The sequence below is a fragment of the Mycolicibacterium thermoresistibile genome (genome assembly GCF_900187065.1).
GTDB classification, from domain to species: Bacteria; Actinomycetota; Actinomycetes; order Mycobacteriales; family Mycobacteriaceae; genus Mycobacterium; species Mycobacterium thermoresistibile.
On the sequence record NZ_LT906483.1, the window covers coordinates 1,927,008 to 1,943,765 of the forward strand.

Below are 16,758 nucleotides of genomic sequence, written 5' to 3' on the forward strand. Positions count from 1 at the left end.
TCACACCGGGGTGCCGCCGCCCTACGATCGCGGCATGCAACGGCTCAGCGGACTCGACGCCAGCTTCCTGTACCTGGAGACACCTGACCAGCCCCTACACGTCTGCTCGATCCTGGAACTGGACACCTCCACGATCCCCGGCGGCTACGACTTCCACCAGCTGCGCGAGGCGCTGCTGCTGCGGATCAAGGCGATGCCGGAGTTCCGGGAGAAGCTGGCCGACAACCGGTTCAACCTGGACCACCCGGTGTGGGTCGAGGACGCCGACTTCGACGTCGACCGTCACCTGCACCGCATCGGTCTGCCGGCGCCGGGCGGGCCGGCCGAACTGGCCGAGATCTGCGGGCATCTCGCCGCTCTGCCGCTGGACCGGTCCCGGCCGCTGTGGGAGATGTGGGTGATCGAGAACATCGACGGCACCGACCCGCGCAGTGGCGGGCCGTTGGTGGTGCTGACCAAGGTGCACCACGCCGCGGTCGACGGGGTGACCGGCGCCAACCTGCTGTCGCAGGTGTGCACCACCGAAGCCGACACGCCGCCACCCGAACCCGTCCAGGGCGCCGGCACCGCGTCCGATCTCGAGATCGCGCTCAGCGGCGCGGTGCGGTTCGCCACCCGGCCGCTCAAACTGCTGAACGTGTTGCCGACCACGGCGAACTCGGTGCTGGACACCGTGCGGCGGGCCCGCGCCGGACGGACCATGGCCCGGCCGTTCGCGGCGCCGTCCACACCGTTCAACGCCAACGTCACCGGCCGGCGCAACGTCGCGTTCACCCAGCTCGACCTCGAGGACGTCAAGCGGATCAAGGACCACTTCGGCGTCAAGGTCAACGATGTGGTGATGGCGTTGACCTCCGGCGCGCTGCGCTCCTACCTGCTGGAACGGGATCAGCTGCCGGACAGTCCGCTGATCGCGATGGTGCCGGTGTCGGTGCACGACAAGACCGACCGGCCCGGCCGCAACCACGTGTCGGGCATGTTCTCCAGGCTGGAGACCACCATCGAAGACCCGGCCGAGCGGCTGCGCGCCATCGCGAACGCCAATTCCGTTGCCAAACAGCACAGTTCGGCGATCGCGGCCTCGCTGCTGCAGGACTGGACGCAGTTCGCGGCGCCGGCGGTGTTCGGGGTCGCGATGCGGGTGTACGCCGCCAGCCGGCTGGGCGAGGCCAAACCCGTCCACAACCTGGTGGTCTCGAACGTGCCGGGACCGCAGGTGCCGCTGTACTTCCTGGGCGCCGAGGTCAAGGCCATGTACCCGCTCGGCCCGATCTTCCACGGCTCCGGACTCAACATCACTGTGATGTCGCTGACCGGCCGGCTCAACGTCGGGATGGTGTCCTGCCCGGAGCTGATGCCGGACCTGTGGGAGCTGGCGGAGGGATTCGAGCGTGCCCTGCGCGAACTGCTCGACACCGTCGGGTGACCGCCGTTCGGCGACCCACACCCGGGGTCGCCTGGGCGGCGCCGAACGGGGTTCATGGCAGCATGTGATGCCATGAACCTCAGAGTCGGGGCGCCGACGTCCCGCGCCCTGCCCGCCGCGGCCCTGCTGCTGGCGCTGGCGCTGGTCGCGGGCTGCAGCAAGATCGTCGACGGGCGCGCACTGGTGGCGGTGCCGCCGCCCGGAACACCGGTGGAGTGGGTGCCGTGCCAGTCCGGAGGCGCCGGTGAGAGCTCCGGTGTGCTGGCCGGCGCCGAGTGCGGTCTGCTGTCGGTGCCGGTCGACTACGACGAACCCGACGGTGAGGCGGCCCGGCTGGCGCTGATCCGGTTCCCGGCCACCGGCGACCGGATCGGCTCGCTGGTGATCAACCCGGGCGGGCCGGGGGAGTCCGGTGTGGAGGCCGCGGCGCAGATGCTCGCCACCATCCCGGCGCCGGTGCGGGAACGGTTCGACGTCGTCGGTTTCGATCCGCGCGGGGTGGCCAACTCGTCGCCGGCGGTTTGGTGCAACTCCGATGAGGACAACGACCGGCTGCGCGCCGACCCGCAGGTCGACTACTCGCCCGAAGGGGTCGAGTACATCGAGAACCAGGCCAAGGAGTTCGTGCAACGCTGCCTGGACAAGACCGGTGAGAAGTTCCTGGCCAACGTCGGAACGGTCAACGTCGCCAAGGATCTCGACCTGATCCGCGAGGCCGTCGGCGACGACGAATTGACCTACCTCGGCTACTCGTACGGCACCCGGATCGGTGCGGCCTACGCCGAGGAGTTCCCGGACAAGGTGCGCGCGATGATCCTCGACGGCGCGGTCGACCCCAACGCCGACCCGATCGAGGCGGACATCCGGCAGGCCAAGGCGTTCCAGACCGCGTTCGACGACTACGCCGCCGACTGCGCCACCAACCCGGACTGCCCGTTGGGCACCGATCCCGAGAAGGCCGTCGAGGTGTATCGCAGCATGGTCGACCCATTGGTCGAGCAGCCGGCCGAGACCTCTGATCCGCGAGGACTCAGCTACAGCGACGCGATCGTCGGCACCATCCTGACGCTGTACTCTCCGGAGCTGTGGCGGCTGCTGACCCAGGGCCTGACCGAGCTGAAGGAGGGCCGCGGCGACACCCTGTTGCGGCTGGCCGACGTCTACATGAAACGCGACAAGGACGGTCACTACAGCAACTCCACCGACGCCCGGATCGCGGTCAACTGCGTCGACAAACCCGCGGTCACCGACCGGGAGAAGATCGTCGAGCTGGACCGCCAGTTGCGTGAGGTGGCGCCGTTCATGAGCTACGGCGAGTTCACCGGCCACGCCCCGCTGGGCACCTGCGCCTTCTGGCCGGTGCCGCCGACCAGCACCCCACACGAGATCGAGGTCGAGGGGCTGCCGCCGGTGCTGGTGGTGTCCACCACCAACGACCCGGCCACCCCGTATCAGGCCGGTATCGACCTGGCCCGCCAGCTCGGCGGCACGCTGGTGACCTACGAAGGCACCCAGCACACGGTGGTGTTCCAGGGCGACGCCTGCATCGACGAGATCGCCACCGCCTACCTCATCGACGGCGAACTGCCGGCCGACGGCGCGCGGTGCTGACAGGTCACCATCCGGTTTCCGACCGATCTCCGGTGCGGCACAAGCCGCGACCCACTCCGGTGCGCCGTGCGACGATGAGGGCCATGTGGCGGGTGGGAAGGTTGATGGCGGCTGCACTCGCCGCACTGTTGCTTGTCGGCGTGTTCGTCCCGCCGGCGTCCGCCACACCCGGTGAGACCCCGGTCTCGAACACCGGGATCGCGCCGGTGTGGGGGGACTGCTCCCGGTTCATCCCCAACGCCGCCGCGCTCCCGACCGCCCGCTGCGGCTACCTCCCGGTGCCGCTCAACTGGGCCGAACCGGACGGGCCGCAGGTGCAGCTGGCGGTGATCCGGGTGCCCGCCGACGGTCCGAAGGTCGGCGCGCTGTTCGTCAACCCCGGCGGCCCCGGCGGTTCGGCGGTCAACACGGTGGCCGGCATGGCCGCCGCGCTGGCCGGCACCGACGTCACCAGCCGGTTCGACCTGATCGGATTCGACCCCCGCGGTGTCGGCCACTCCCTGCCGGAGCTGCGGTGCCGCACCGACGCCGAATTCGACGCCTACCGCCGCGAACCCATGGCCGACTACAGCCCGGCCGGGGTGGCCCACATCGAAGAACTGCACCGCCGGTTCGCGCAATCCTGCCTGGACCGCAACGGCGCCGACTTCCTGGCCGGTCTCGGCACCGCCAACGCGGCGCGCGACATGGACGCGGTGCGTGCGGCGCTGGGCGAGGAGCAGATCAACTATCTGGGCTTCTCCTACGGCACCAGACTCGGCGCCGCCTACGCCGAACAGTTCCCCGACCGGGTGCGGACCATGGTGCTCGACGGCGCGGTCGACCCCAGCCAGGACCCGCTGGCCGGCACCACCCGCCAGATGGCCGGATTCCAGGCCGCGTTCGACGAGTACGCCGCCGACTGCGCGCGGTCCCCGGACTGCCCGCTGGGCACCGATCCCGCCAAGTGGGTGGCCCGCTACCACGAACTGGTCGACCCGCTGGTGCACCGGCCGGCCCCGACGTCGGACCCGCGCGGACTGAGCTATCAGGACGCGATCACCGGCACCGTCCAGGCGCTGTACTCGCGCCAGTACTGGAAGTACCTGACCAGTGGGCTGCTCGGGCTGCGGCGCGGCACCGATCCGGTCGACCTGCTGCTGCTGGCCGACGAATACCTGCGCCGGGACGTCAACGGGCACTACCAGAATCAGCAGGACGCCTTCACCGCGATCCGGTGTGTCGACGCGCCCTATCCGACCGATCCGGCGGTCTGGGCCGAGACCGACCGGCAGGTCCGGGCCGTGGCGCCGTTCCTGTCCTACGGCGAGTTCACCGGATTCGCGCCGCGCAACGTCTGCGCGATGTGGCCGGTGCCGCCCACGTCGACACCCGCGCCCGCGACCTCACCGGGACCGGGGAAGGTGGTCGTGGTGTCCACCACCCGCGATCCGGCCACCCCGCACGAGGCGGGGCTCGCGCTGGCCCGGCAGCTCGACGCCGCGCTGATCACCTTCGACGGCGCCCAGCACACCGTGGTGTTCAACGGGAACCCGTGCGTGGACACCGCGGTGCTGAACTTCCTGATCGACGGGGTGCCACCACCGAACGGACTGGCCTGCTGAACCCCTGCGTAACACAGAATTAACAGCGGCTGCCTACGCTCACGGGATGGACCGTCAGAAGGAATTCGTGCTGCGCTCGCTGGAGGAGCGGGACATCCGCTTCGTCCGGTTGTGGTTCACCGATGTGCTCGGGTTTCTGAAGTCGGTGGCGATCGCGCCCGCCGAGCTCGAAGGCGCCTTCGAGGAGGGGATCGGCTTCGACGGTTCGGCCATCGAAGGGTTCGCCCGGGTGTCCGAGGCCGACATGGTGGCCCGTCCCGACCCGTCCACCTTCCAGGTGCTGCCGTGGACCGGTGACTCCGGAAAGCACTATTCGGCCCGCATGTTCTGCGACATCACCATGCCCGACGGGTCGCCGTCCTGGGCCGATCCGCGGCACGTGCTGCGCCGCCAGCTGGCCAAGGCCGGCGATCAGGGTTTCACCTGCTACGTGCATCCGGAGATCGAGTTCTTTCTGCTCAAACCCGGCCCGCACGACGGCAGCCCGCCGGTGCCCGCCGACACCAGCGGCTACTTCGATCAGTCCGTGCACGACACCGCGCCGAACTTCCGCCGGCACGCCATCGAGGCGCTCGAACAGATGGGCATCTCGGTGGAGTTCAGCCACCATGAGGGTGCGCCCGGCCAGCAGGAGATCGACCTGCGCTATGCCGACGCGCTGTCGATGGCCGACAACGTGATGACGTTCCGCTACGTCGTCAAGCAGGTGGCCATCTCCGACGGGGTGCGGGCGTCGTTCATGCCCAAACCGTTCGCCGAGCATCCGGGTTCGGCCATGCACACCCACATGAGCCTGTTCGAGGGCGACACCAACGCCTTCCACAGCCCCGACGACCCGCTGCAGCTGTCGGACGTCGCCAAGTCGTTCATCGCCGGAATCCTTGAGCACGCCAACGAGATCAGCGCGGTCACCAACCAGTGGGTGAACTCCTACAAGCGGCTGGTGCACGGCGGTGAGGCCCCGACCGCGGCGTCCTGGGGTGCGGCCAACCGCTCGGCGCTGGTGCGGGTTCCGATGTACACGCCGCACAAGGCGTCGTCGCGGCGCGTCGAGGTGCGCAGCCCGGACTCGGCGTGCAACCCGTACCTGACGTTCGCGGTGCTGCTGGCCGCCGGTCTGCGCGGGGTGGAGAAGGGCTATGTGCTCGGACCGGAGGCCGAGGACAACGTGTGGACGCTGACCCCCGAGGAGCGCCGCGCGATGGGCTTCAAGGAACTGCCGTCCAGCCTGGGGCAGGCGCTGGCGGAGATGGAACGCTCCGAACTGGTCGCGGAGGCCTTGGGCGAGCATGTCTTCGACTTCTTCCTGCGCAACAAGCGGGCCGAGTGGGAGAACTACCGCAGCCACGTGACGCCCTACGAACTGAAGAACTATCTGTCGCTGTAACTCGCGGTGACCTGCGATAGCGTCGAGTCGTGACCGGACCCGTGACCGACCGACCGACCCTGCCGGGCCCCGGCCGACTCGGCCTGGTCCGGCGGGACGCCCGCGATCACCTCGACGCCCTCGGTTGGAACACCGACGACCACGTCGACCTGCTCTGGTCGTTGTCCCGGGCGCCGGACGCCGACCTCGCACTGCACACCATGGTGCGGCTCGCCGAAGCGGTCGGCGACGACTGGCCCCGGCTGCATCAGACGCTGCTGCGCGACCGCAGCCTGCGCGGCCGGCTGTTCTCCGTGCTCGGCTCGTCGGCGGCGCTGGGGGACCACATGGTGGCCCACCCCGACGCCTGGCAGATGCTGGCCGGCGATGTGCGGCTGCCCACCTTCGACGAGCTGCGCACCACGTTCGTCGACGCCGCCCGCGACACCGACGACCCCCGCGCCACCAGCGCGCTGGTGCCCCGGCTGCGGCGGCTGTACCGGGACCAGATTCTGCTGCTGGCGGCGCTGGATCTGGCGTCGGTGGTCGAGGACGAACCGTGGATGCCGGTCACCGAGGTCGGCGCCCAGCTGTCCGACATGGCCGATGCGGCCCTGGCGGCCGCGCTGACCGTCGCCACCCGGGCGGTGTGCGGGGACGAACCGCCGCCGCGGCTGGCCGTCATCGCGATGGGCAAGTGCGGGGCCCGCGAACTCAACTACGTCAGCGACGTGGACGTGATCTTCGTCGCCGACGACGCCGAACCCGACCAGCTCACGGTCGCCACCCGGATCGCCGGGCAGCTCATGCGATTCGCCGCCGACGCGTTCTTCGAGGTCGACGCGGCGCTGCGGCCGGAAGGCAAACGCGGGCAGCTGGTCCGGACGCTGGACTCACACGTCGCCTACTACCGTCGGTGGGCCAAGACCTGGGAGTTCCAGGCGCTGATGAAGGCCCGGCCGGCGGCCGGCGACCCGGAGCTGGGGCAGCGCTACATCGACGCGGTGATGCCGATGGTGTGGACCGCCAGCGAGCGGGAGGACTTCGTCGCCGAGGTGCAGGCGATGCGCCGCCGCGTCGAGTCGCTGGTACCCGCCGACCGCCGGGAACGTGAACTCAAGCTCGGCACCGGCGGGCTGCGTGACGTCGAATTCGCCGTCCAGCTCCTGCAATTGGTGCACGGCCGCACCGACGAATCGCTGCGGGTGGCATCGACCGTCGACGCGCTCACCGCGCTCGGCGCGGGCGGCTACATCGGCCGCGACGACGCCGCCAACATGCGGGCGTCCTACGAGTTTCTGCGGCTGCTCGAACACCGGCTGCAGCTGCAACGGCTCAAACGCACCCACCTGCTGCCCGAACCCGACGACGACGAGGCGCTGCGCTGGCTGGCCCGCGCCGCCCACATCCGGCCGGACGGCCGGCACGACGCCCTGGGCGTGCTGCGCGAGGAACTCAAACGCCAGAGCCGGCGGGTGTCGCGGCTGCACGCCAAGCTGTTCTACCAACCGCTGCTGGAATCGGTAGGGCAGCCCGTACAGGGCATCACCGCCAGCATGCCGACCGAATCCGCCGAGCGGCTGCTGGCCGCACTCGGCTACGACGGCCCGCAGAACGCGTTGACCCATCTGGCGGCGCTGACCGGGCAGAGCGGGCGCCGCGGCCGGGTGCAGCGGGTGCTGCTGCCGACCCTGCTGGAGTGGTTGGCCGACACACCCGACCCCGACGGTGGGCTGCTGGCCTACCGGCGGATCAGCGAGGCGTTGGCCGATCAGCGCTGGTATCTGGCGACACTGCGGGACGAGGGCGCGGTCGCCAAACGGCTGATGCGGGTGCTGGGCACCTCGGCCTACGTGCCCGACCTGCTGATGCGGGCGCCCGATGTCATCCAGTCCTACGCCGACGGGCCGGACGGGCCCAAGCTGCTGGAGACCGATCCCGAATCGGTGGCCCGCGCGCTGATCGCCTCGGCCGCACGGTATCCCGACCCGGTCCGCGCGATCGCCGCGGCCCGCACCCTGCGGCGCCGCGAACTGGCCCGCGTCGCCTCGGCCGATCTGCTGGGCATGCTCGACGTGGTCGAGGTGTGCCGGGCGCTGACCTCGGTGTGGGTGGCGGTGCTGCAGGCCGCGCTGGACGCGGTGATCCGCGCCAACAGCCGCGACGGGCAGGCTCCCGCCCGGATCGCGGTGATCGGCATGGGCCGGCTCGGCGGCGGAGAGTTGGGTTACGGCTCGGACGCCGATGTCATGTTCGTCTGCGAACCCGTGGAGGGCGCGGACACCGGCCCGAACGGCGACGAGTCCGGTGTGGTGCGCTGGGCCACCGGGATCGCCGAGCAGGTCACCGCGCTGCTGGGCACCCCCAGTGTCGACCCGCCGCTGGAACTCGACACCACACTGCGACCGGAGGGACGCAACGGTCCGCTGGTGCGCACCCTGGCGTCATATGCGGCCTACTACAAGCAGTGGGCCCAGCCGTGGGAGGTGCAGGCACTGCTGCGCGCCCACGCGGTGGCCGGTGATCCCGATCTGGGACAACGGTTTCTGCGCATGATCGACGATGTCCGCTATCCGCCGGGTGGCGTCGCGCCGGAGGCGGTGCGCGAGATCAAACGGATCAAGGCCCGGGTGGACGCCGAGCGGCTGCCGCGCGGCGCCGACCCCAACACCCACACCAAACTCGGCCGCGGCGGACTCGCCGACATCGAGTGGACGGTGCAGCTGCTGCAGCTCAAACACGCCCACGAGGTGCCCGCGCTGCACAACACCTCGACCCTGCAGACGCTGGACGCCATCGGTGCGGCGGAACTGTTGCCGCAGAGCGATGTCGAACTGTTGCGGGAGGCCTGGTTGCTGGCGACCCGGGCCCGCAACGCGCTGGTGCTGGTGCGCGGCAAGCCGACCGATCAGCTGCCCGGCCCCGGCAAGCTGCTCAACGCGGTGGCGGTCGCGGCCGGCTGGACCGCCGACGCCGCGGCGTCGCCGACCTCGGGCAGCGACGACGGCGGCGAGTTCCTGAACCACTATCTGCGCGTCACGAGACGGGCGAAAGCCGTGGTACGCAAGGTGTTCGGATGAGGATCAGGTGAAGTTCTACATCAGCCCGGCCTTCCTGAGAACCGGTGAGATCGTCGAGATCGCCAAGGCCGCCGAGGATCTCGGCTACGACGGGATCGCGATCCCCGACCATGTGGTGAACCTGGAGTCACTGGACACCCCGTACCCGTACACCCGCGACGGGCGGCGGCGCTGGGAACCCTTCACCGACTGGCCCGACCCGTGGGTGCTCATCGGGGCGCTGGCGCAGGCCACCAGCAGACTGCGGTTCGTCACCACGGTGTACATCCCCGCCATGCGGGATCCCTACTCGGCGGCTAAAGCCATTGGCACCGCGGCATTCCTGGCCGGGGGGCGGGTCGAACTCGGCGTCGGGGTGGGGTGGTGCGCCGAGGAGTTCGCGTTGATGGGGCAGCGGTTCGACCGGCGCGGCAGACGCACCGACGAGATGCTGCGGCTGTTCCGCGCACTCTGGCAGCCCGGCTGGACAGAGTTCCACGGCGAGTTCTACACCACCCCGCGGCTGGAGATGGAGCCGACACCGCCGCACATCCCGATCTATGTCGGTGGGCTGTCGGAGAACGCGCTGCGCCGCGCGGCCCGCCACGACGGCTGGATCGGCGATCTGATCAGCACCGACCGGGCCATCGGGATCGCCCGCCGGCTACATCAGCTGCGACGTGAAAACGGTCTGCCCGCCGACGATTTCACCATCCTGACACCGTTGACCGACGCTCTGGTCCGGGCCGACTACGACCGGGCGGCCGCCGCCGGGATCACCCACATCCTCACCCAGCCGTGGATGTTCTACACCGGCCCGCAGGCGACCCTGGCCGAGAAGATCGACGGGATGAAGCGTTACCGCAAGGACCTCGCGCTCGACGGCTAGAGCGACCGGGCGATGATCTGTTTCATCACCTCGTTGGCCCCGGCATAGATCCGCTGCACCCGGGCGTCCTCGTACATCCGCGCGATCAGATACTCCCGCATGTAGCCGTAGCCGCCGTGCAACTGCACGCACCGGTCGACCACCTCGCACTGCCGGTCGGTCAGCCAGTATTTGGCCATCGCGGCGTCGGTGCCGTCGAGTTCGCCGCGTAGATGCGCCTCCACACACTGATCGAAGAAGGCCCGGCAGGTGCGCGCGATGGTGGCGCATTCGGCGAGTTCGAAGGCGGTGTTCTGGAAGTCGAAAATGCTCTGGCCGAACGCCTCCCGGGACTTGGTGTAAGCCACCGTGTCGTCCACCGCGCGCTCCATGCCGCCCATCGCCTGGGCGGCGACCGCCAGCCGTTCCTGGGCGAGCTGATCGATCATCTGGCCGAAACCCTTGCCCTCCTCGGCGCCGAGCAGGTTGGCGACCGGCACCCGCACATCGGTGAAGGACAGTTCGGCGGTGTCGGCGCCGTGCTGGCCGACCTTGTCCAGTACCCGGGTGACCTGATATCCGTCGCAGTCGCGCAGATCCACGATCAGCAGCGAGATCCCGCGGGCACCGGCCTTCGGATCGGTCTTGACCGCCAGCAGGATCATGTCGGCCGACCCGCCGTTGGTGATGAACGTCTTCGAGCCGTTGACGATGTACTCGTCGCCGTCGCGGACCGCGGTGGTGCGGATCGCCTTGAGGTCCGACCCGGCGCCGGGTTCGGTCATCCCGATGGCGCTCAGCACCTCGCCGGTCGCCATCGGCGGAAGCCATTGCCGCTTCTGCTCTTCCGAGCCGTACTTGACGATGTAGTGCGGCACGATGCCGCTGTGCACCGCGATGCCCAGCGACAGGTCACCGGAGTAGCCCTGGGCGTCGAACACCGCCACGTCGTGCGCGAAGGTGCCGCCCCCGCCGCCGTACTCCTCGGGAACCGAGCACAGCAGCAGGCCCAGCTTGCCGGCCTCGAGCCACACCTGCCGGTCGATGTGGCGCTGGGCGTCCCAGGTGTCGACGTGGGCCACCACCTCGCGCTCGAAGAACTCGCGGGCGAGGTCGTAGAGCGCTCTGACCTCGTCATCGAACCACGGGGACATCCGCTTGGTGATCATGGCGCTCAGTATCGCCCGCGGCCCGGTGGGCGTGGAAGTCGGGATCCGCCCACCGGAACGTCGCCGGCCGGCCTGATCAGGCCCGGTCTGGTCAGGCCGTGGCGGGGGCGCGCCGTCGCATCATCGCGTCCAGTGCCCACGCGCCCGGCCCGGTCGCCGCCAACAGCAGGAACCCGAAGCAGTACAGCAGTGCGGGCTCGCCACCGTTGACCACCGGCCAGAAACTGGTGGGTTCGCCCTCCAGCGGTGGCCAGTGCATCCAGAAATAGGCGACGGCCATCTGCCCGGAGCCGATGATGGCCGAGATCCGGGTGAACAGCCCGACCGTCACGAGCAGGCCGACGATCAGTTCGATCAATCCGGCCCACCAGACCGGCCAGGTGCCGACCGGCACGGATTCCCCGTGCGGCCAGCCGAACAGCTTCATCGCCCCGTGCAGGGCGAACAGCAGCCCGATGATGATCCGGAACAGGGCCAGCGCGGGAGTGGACAAGCGCGCCAACCGGGCGTCGACTGTGGTCGTCATGAGCAGACGATAAAGCCAGATCGGCCGGGCCGCGCGGCGAATCGCCGCCCCGGTTCGATCGATCCGGTCCGATCGATCCGGTCCGATCAACCCCGGTCCGATCAGCCCGGTCCGATCACGATTCCAGCATCAGGGTGACCGGGCCGTCGTTGACCAGCGCGACCGCCATGTGCGCACCGAACACCCCGGTCTCCACGTGGGCGCCGAGCGAGCGCAGCGCGTCGGCGAACGCGGCGACCAGCGGTTCGGCGACCGATCTCGGGGCGGCCGCGTTCCACGACGGGCGCCGGCCCTTCACGGTGTTGGCGTACAGGGTGAACTGGCTGACCACCAGGATCGGGGCGCCGACGTCGGAGGCCGACTTCTCGTCGTCGAGAATGCGCAGCCGCCACAGTTTCTCGGCCAGCCGTTCGGCGGTGGCCGCATCGTCGTCGTGGGTGACCCCGACCAGCGCCAGCAACCCCTGACCGGCCGGCCCCTGACCGTCGGGATCGATCGCGCCGACCACCTCACCGTCCACCGTCACACTCGCCGAGGACACCCGCTGCACCAGAACTCGCACGGGCTCATTCTGGGCAGTCGGGTGTCCGCGGTCGGTATCGGGGGTCGTCGGTAGCGGGGTCTACGACGGCGCAGTCGACATGCTCAGCAGTCGAAGTACAGGGCCACCTCGTAGGGATGCGGGCGGATCTGCACCGGCAGGATCTCGTTCTCCCGCTTGTAGGCGATCCAGGTCTCGATCAGATCCTCGGTGAACACCCCGCCCTCGGTGAGGTAGTCGTGATCGGCCTCGAGGTTGTCGATCACCGCCGACAGCGACGTCGGGGCCTGCGGGATGTTGGCGGCCTCGTCCGGCGGCAGTTCGTAGAGGTCCTTGTCGATCGGGGCCGCCGGCTCCATCTTCTTCTTGATGCCGTCGATCCCGGCCATCAGCATCGCCGCGAACGCCAGGTAGGGGTTGCCCGACGAGTCCGGGCAGCGGAACTCCAGGCGCTTGGCCTTGGGATTGTTGCCGGTGATCGGGATGCGCACACAGGCGCTGCGGTTGCGCTGGCTGTACACGAGGTTGATCGGCGCCTCGTACCCGGGCACCAGCCGCTTGTAGGAGTTCACCGTCGGGTTGGTGAACGCCAGCAGCGACGGCGCGTGGTGCAGGATGCCGCCGATGTAGTGGCGTGCGATGTCCGACAGCCCCGCATAGCCGGACTCGTCGTGGAACAGCGGTTTGCCGTCCTTCCACAACGACTGGTGCACGTGCATACCTGAGCCGTTGTCACCGAATAGCGGCTTGGGCATGAAGGTGACGGTCTTGCCGGCCTGCCAGGCGGTGTTCTTGACGATGTACTTGAACAACAACACGTCGTCCGCCGCGTGCAGCATGGTGTTGAACTTGTAGTTGATCTCGGCCTGACCGCCGGTGCCCACCTCGTGGTGGCCCCGCTCGAGCTCGAAGCCGGCGTTGATCAGGTTGGTGCACATCTGGTCCCGCAGATCCACGTAGTGGTCATACGGCGCGACCGGGAAGTAGCCGCCCTTCGGGCGGACCTTGTAGCCGCGGTTCGGGCGGCCGTCCGCCTCGGCGGGCTCACCGCTGTTCCACCAGCCGGCCTCCGAGTCCACCTCGTAGAACGTGCCGTTCATCCGGGAGTCGAACGACACCGAGTCGAAGATGTAGAACTCCGCCTCGGCGCCGAAGTAGGCGGTGTCGGCGATCCCTGTGCTGATCAGGTAGTTCTCCGCCTTACGGGCGACGTTCCGCGGGTCGCGGGAATAGGCCTCCCGGGTGAACGGGTCGTGCACGAAGAAGTTCATGTTGAGCGTCTTCGCGGCCCGGAACGGGTCGATACCCGCGGTGTTGGGGTCCGGAAGCAGCATCATGTCGGACTCGTGGATCGACTGGAATCCCCGCACCGATGAGCCGTCGAACGCCAGTCCGTCCTCGAACACGTCAGCGGTGAACGCGGAGGCCGGAACGGTGAAGTGCTGGACGACGCCCGGCAGATCGCAGAACCGGATGTCGACGTACTCGACATTTTCGTCCTTGATCAGCTTGAGAATGTCGTCCGCGGTCTTTTCTGCCACTGTGGAACGTCTCCTTTACTGGTAACCCGCGGGTTGACGCTAAGGATGTGATGTTGCACGGCCGTCAACCGGATGTTGCGCTGAAGTTACGCAATGCGACGCGCCGTTCGCTGGGGATTCCCGGGTCCGCCTATTCTGGCAGCATGGCCCGCGCAACGGGATCGTGGCTGTCCGGTCCCTCATCTGCTTCCGCTGACGACGGATATCCCGGCGAGCGTCTGGGGTTCCCCGAACACGGCCCGGGCTCGATCGCCCGGTTCGGCCGCCGGCTCGGGGCGCTGCTCATCGACTGGCTGATCGCCTACGGCCTGGCCGCGCTGGCGATGGCGTTCGGGTGGGTGTCGATGACCGGGCTGTCCACCGCGGTGCTGGTGATCTGGTTGGTGCTCGGCGTGGTCGCGGTGCGCGCGTTCGGCTTCACCCCGGGGCAGTACGTGCTGGGCCTGGCGGTGATCTCGATCGACGGCCGACTGTTTGTGAGCATCTGGCGTGCGTTGGTGCGCAACCTGCTGATCGTCCCGGTGATCCCGGCGCTGTTCACCAACCGCGATTTCCGCGGCATGCACGATCTGTTGTCCGGAACCGCGGTGGTGCGTCGCTAGCGCTCAGCGGGGTGGGATGCGCTTCGCGCGAGCGCTCAGCGGGGTGGGATGCGCTTCGCGCGAGCGCTCAGCGGCGCCGCACGGTTCGCTGCATACCGCGCAGTTTCGCCTGCGACGGCAGCGGGCCCTTCGGCATCGCCGCGGCCGGGCCGGCCTTGGCGCTCAACGCCGCCAACCGCGATTCCAGCGCGTCCATCTGCTTCACCGAGATGTTGGACGGCAGCCTGGTCAGGTGGCGCTCCAGCTTGGCCAGCGGCACCTGACCCTCGTCGTTGCCCACCACGATGTCGTAGATCGGCACATCACCCACCAGCCGGGCGGTGCGCTTCTTCTCCTGGGCCAGAAGTGGTTTTAACCGGGTGGGGGAGCCCTCGCCGACCAGGATCACACCGGGGCGGCCGATCACCCGGTGCACCGCATCGAAGTGACCGGTGGCCGCGACGCCCGGGGTGACCCGCCACTTGCCGCGCATGTTCTCCAACGCCCATGCCGCCGCGCCGGTCTGCCCCTCGGCCTTCTGGTAGACGGTCCTCTGCGCCCGGCGGCCGAAGATGATGAACGCCACCAACGCACCCAGCACCACGCCCAGCGGGATCAGCATGTACATGGTGAACCCACCGGCCAGCACACCCAGCACCACCGATGCGGCGACGATCAGCACGAACGCGCTGATCATGTAGGGGAGCAGGCGCTTGTCCTCCTGGCGTTGGATCTTGAACGCCTGCCACAACTGACTGCGGCGCTGTCTGGCCGCGGCTTTACGGGCGGCTTTCGCCTCGGCCTTCGCGGCCTTGGCAGCTGCGGAATTGCGGGACTTCACCATTACCTCAGGATACGGGGGGCCGAGACTGCGCCACCTGGGCGTACAGTCGCCCGGCCCGGTAGCTGGACCGCACCAGCGGGCCGGCCAGCACACCGGCGAAACCGAGTTCCCGGGCGAACTGCTCGTATTCGACGAACTCGTCGGGATGCACCCACCGTTCCACCGGATGGTGCCGGGGCGACGGTCGCAGATACTGCGTGATGGTGACGATGTCACAGCCCGCCTCGTGCAGGTCCCGCAGCGCGGTGCGGACCTCGTCGGGCGTCTCGCCCAGGCCGAGGATCAGGTTCGACTTGGTCACCAGTCCGTAGTCGCGGGCGGCGGTGAGCACCGCCAGGCTGCGGTCGTAGCGGAACGCCGGGCGGATCCGCTTGAAGATGCGCGGCACCGTTTCGACGTTGTGCGCCAACACTTCCGGGCGGGTTTCGAACACCTGCTCGAGCAGCTCCGGATCGCCGTTGAAGTCCGGGATCAACAACTCCACCCCGGTGTTCGGGTTGAGCGCCTTGATCGCGCGGACGGTCTCGGCGTACAACCAGGCGCCGCCGTCGGGGAGATCGTCGCGGGCCACCCCGGTGACCGTCGAATAGCGCAGCCCCATCGCGTGCACGCTCTCGGCGACCCGGCGCGGCTCGTCGGTGTCGAGCTCGGCCGGTTTGCCGGTGTCGATCTGGCAGAAGTCACACCGGCGGGTGCACTGCTCGCCGCCGATCAGGAAGGTCGCCTCGCGGTCCTCCCAGCATTCGAAGATGTTGGGGCAGCCCGCCTCCTCGCACACCGTGTGCAGACCCTCGCGCCGGACCAGCGCCTTGAGGTCGCGGTACTCCGGACCCATCGTCGCGCGGGTCTTGATCCACGGCGGTTTGCGTTCGATCGGGGTCTGCGCGTTGCGCACCTCCAGCCGCAGCAGTTTGCGGCCCTCCGGCGTGACTGTCACGTCTCCAACGCTACCTTCAGGCGTCCGTCGAGCGCATCGGCCACGGTGACGGCCACCCGGTCGGTCACCTCGGCGACCGTCACCCGCCGGCCCAGCTCCGCCGTCAGCGACGTCACCCCGGCGTCGGTGATCCCGCACGGCACGATCGAGGAGAACGCGCCGAGGTCGCAGTCGCAGTTCAGCGCGAACCCGTGCATGGTCACCCCGCGGCTCACCCGGATCCCGATCGCCGCGACCTTGCGGGCCGGCCGCGCACCCGAAGGTGCGACCCAGACCCCGGAGCGGCCCGCCACCCGCACGGTGGGCAGACCCACCGCGGCGCACACCGCGATCAGCGCCTCCTCCAGCCGCCGGACGAAATCGACCACGTCCATCGGTTCGGCCAGGCCGACGATCGGATAGCCGACCAGCTGGCCCGGGCCGTGCCAGGTGATCTTGCCGCCCCGGTCGGTGTCGACCACCGGGGTGCCGTCCTGCGGCCGCTCATGCGGTTCGGTGCGGCGGCCCGCGGTGTAGACCGGCGGGTGCTCCAGCAGCAGCAACGTGTCCGGGCCACCGGCCACCCGGGCGTCACGCAACTCACGCTGCAGCTGCCAGGCGTCGTGGTAGCCGACCCGGCCCAGCCGGCGCACCTCGATCGCCGTACCCGCCGAACGGATGGAACCCATGGTGCCGACGGTACTAC

The 16,758-nt window shown here is 69.3% G+C and carries 14 protein-coding genes; 7 read left to right on the forward strand and 7 right to left on the reverse strand.

All coding sequences use genetic code 11. The features are described from left to right. The first annotated feature begins 34 nt into the window (after positions 1-34). From CKW28_RS09005 to CKW28_RS09030, 6 genes are all read left to right on the forward strand, one after another. Positions 35-1,426, forward strand: coding sequence for a WS/DGAT/MGAT family O-acyltransferase (locus CKW28_RS09005; RefSeq protein ID WP_003924671.1), 1,392 nt, complete (start codon positions 35-37; stop codon positions 1,424-1,426). Positions 1,427-1,498: 72 nt separating this feature from the next. Then, a complete protein-coding gene (locus CKW28_RS09010; RefSeq protein ID WP_003924672.1) occupies positions 1,499-3,037 on the forward strand; it encodes an alpha/beta hydrolase in 1,539 nt (512 codons plus the stop codon). A gap of 74 nt (positions 3,038-3,111) precedes the next feature. Next, positions 3,112-4,641, forward strand: coding sequence for an alpha/beta hydrolase (locus CKW28_RS09015; protein WP_040546380.1), 1,530 nt, complete (start codon positions 3,112-3,114; stop codon positions 4,639-4,641). Between the two features lie 46 nt (positions 4,642-4,687). After that, positions 4,688-6,028, forward strand: coding sequence for a type I glutamate--ammonia ligase (gene glnA / locus CKW28_RS09020; RefSeq protein ID WP_003924674.1), 1,341 nt, complete (start codon positions 4,688-4,690; stop codon positions 6,026-6,028). Positions 6,029-6,057: 29 nt separating this feature from the next. Further along, positions 6,058-9,087 carry a bifunctional [glutamine synthetase] adenylyltransferase/[glutamine synthetase]-adenylyl-L-tyrosine phosphorylase gene (locus tag CKW28_RS09025; protein ID WP_003924675.1) on the forward strand — a complete coding sequence of 1,010 codons (3,030 nt, stop codon included), beginning with the start codon at positions 6,058-6,060 and terminating at the stop codon, positions 9,085-9,087. A gap of 7 nt (positions 9,088-9,094) precedes the next feature. Further along, positions 9,095-9,955 (forward strand): TIGR03619 family F420-dependent LLM class oxidoreductase, encoded by an 861-nt coding sequence (locus CKW28_RS09030; protein WP_003924676.1) that lies wholly within the window; start codon positions 9,095-9,097, stop codon positions 9,953-9,955. Here CKW28_RS09030 and CKW28_RS09035 read toward each other — a convergent pair. The 4 genes from CKW28_RS09035 to glnA (CKW28_RS09050) all read right to left on the reverse strand — a co-directional run bounded on the left by CKW28_RS09035 (position 9,952) and on the right by glnA (CKW28_RS09050) (position 13,711). Then, positions 9,952-11,103 (reverse strand): acyl-CoA dehydrogenase family protein, encoded by a 1,152-nt coding sequence (locus CKW28_RS09035; RefSeq protein ID WP_003924677.1) that lies wholly within the window; start codon positions 11,101-11,103, stop codon positions 9,952-9,954. The genes CKW28_RS09030 and CKW28_RS09035 overlap by 4 nt on opposite strands. Before the next feature lie 91 nt (positions 11,104-11,194). Then, on the reverse strand, positions 11,195-11,629 hold the full coding sequence (locus CKW28_RS09040) for a DoxX family protein (protein ID WP_040546382.1): 435 nt from the start codon (positions 11,627-11,629) through the stop codon (positions 11,195-11,197). A gap of 115 nt (positions 11,630-11,744) precedes the next feature. Then, positions 11,745-12,191, reverse strand: coding sequence for a D-aminoacyl-tRNA deacylase (gene dtd, locus CKW28_RS09045; protein ID WP_040546328.1), 447 nt, complete (start codon positions 12,189-12,191; stop codon positions 11,745-11,747). 83 nt (positions 12,192-12,274) lie between these two features. Then, positions 12,275-13,711: a type I glutamate--ammonia ligase gene (gene glnA / locus CKW28_RS09050; protein ID WP_003924680.1), complete on the reverse strand. Its 1,437-nt coding sequence runs from the start codon at positions 13,709-13,711 to the stop codon at positions 12,275-12,277. Positions 13,712-13,854: 143 nt separating this feature from the next. On the opposite strand from glnA (CKW28_RS09050), the gene CKW28_RS09055 reads away from it, so the two are divergent. Then, complete coding sequence (locus tag CKW28_RS09055; RefSeq protein WP_003924681.1) at positions 13,855-14,313, forward strand: RDD family protein; 459 nt, start codon at positions 13,855-13,857, stop codon at positions 14,311-14,313. Between the two features lie 67 nt (positions 14,314-14,380). On the opposite strand, the gene CKW28_RS09060 is transcribed toward CKW28_RS09055, so the two are convergent. Genes CKW28_RS09060 through lipB form a run of 3 tightly spaced genes read right to left on the reverse strand, consistent with a single transcriptional unit; the run spans position 14,381 to position 16,741 of the window. Beyond that, positions 14,381-15,136 (reverse strand): DUF4191 domain-containing protein, encoded by a 756-nt coding sequence (locus CKW28_RS09060; RefSeq protein ID WP_003924682.1) that lies wholly within the window; start codon positions 15,134-15,136, stop codon positions 14,381-14,383. Positions 15,137-15,140: 4 nt separating this feature from the next. Continuing rightward, on the reverse strand, positions 15,141-16,073 hold the full coding sequence (gene lipA, locus CKW28_RS09065) for a lipoyl synthase (protein ID WP_003924683.1): 933 nt from the start codon (positions 16,071-16,073) through the stop codon (positions 15,141-15,143). After that, a complete protein-coding gene (gene lipB, locus CKW28_RS09070) occupies positions 16,070-16,741 on the reverse strand; it encodes a lipoyl(octanoyl) transferase LipB (protein WP_040546384.1) in 672 nt (223 codons plus the stop codon). Before lipB ends, lipA begins: the two co-directional genes overlap by 4 nt. Between the last annotated feature and the right edge of the window lie 17 nt (positions 16,742-16,758).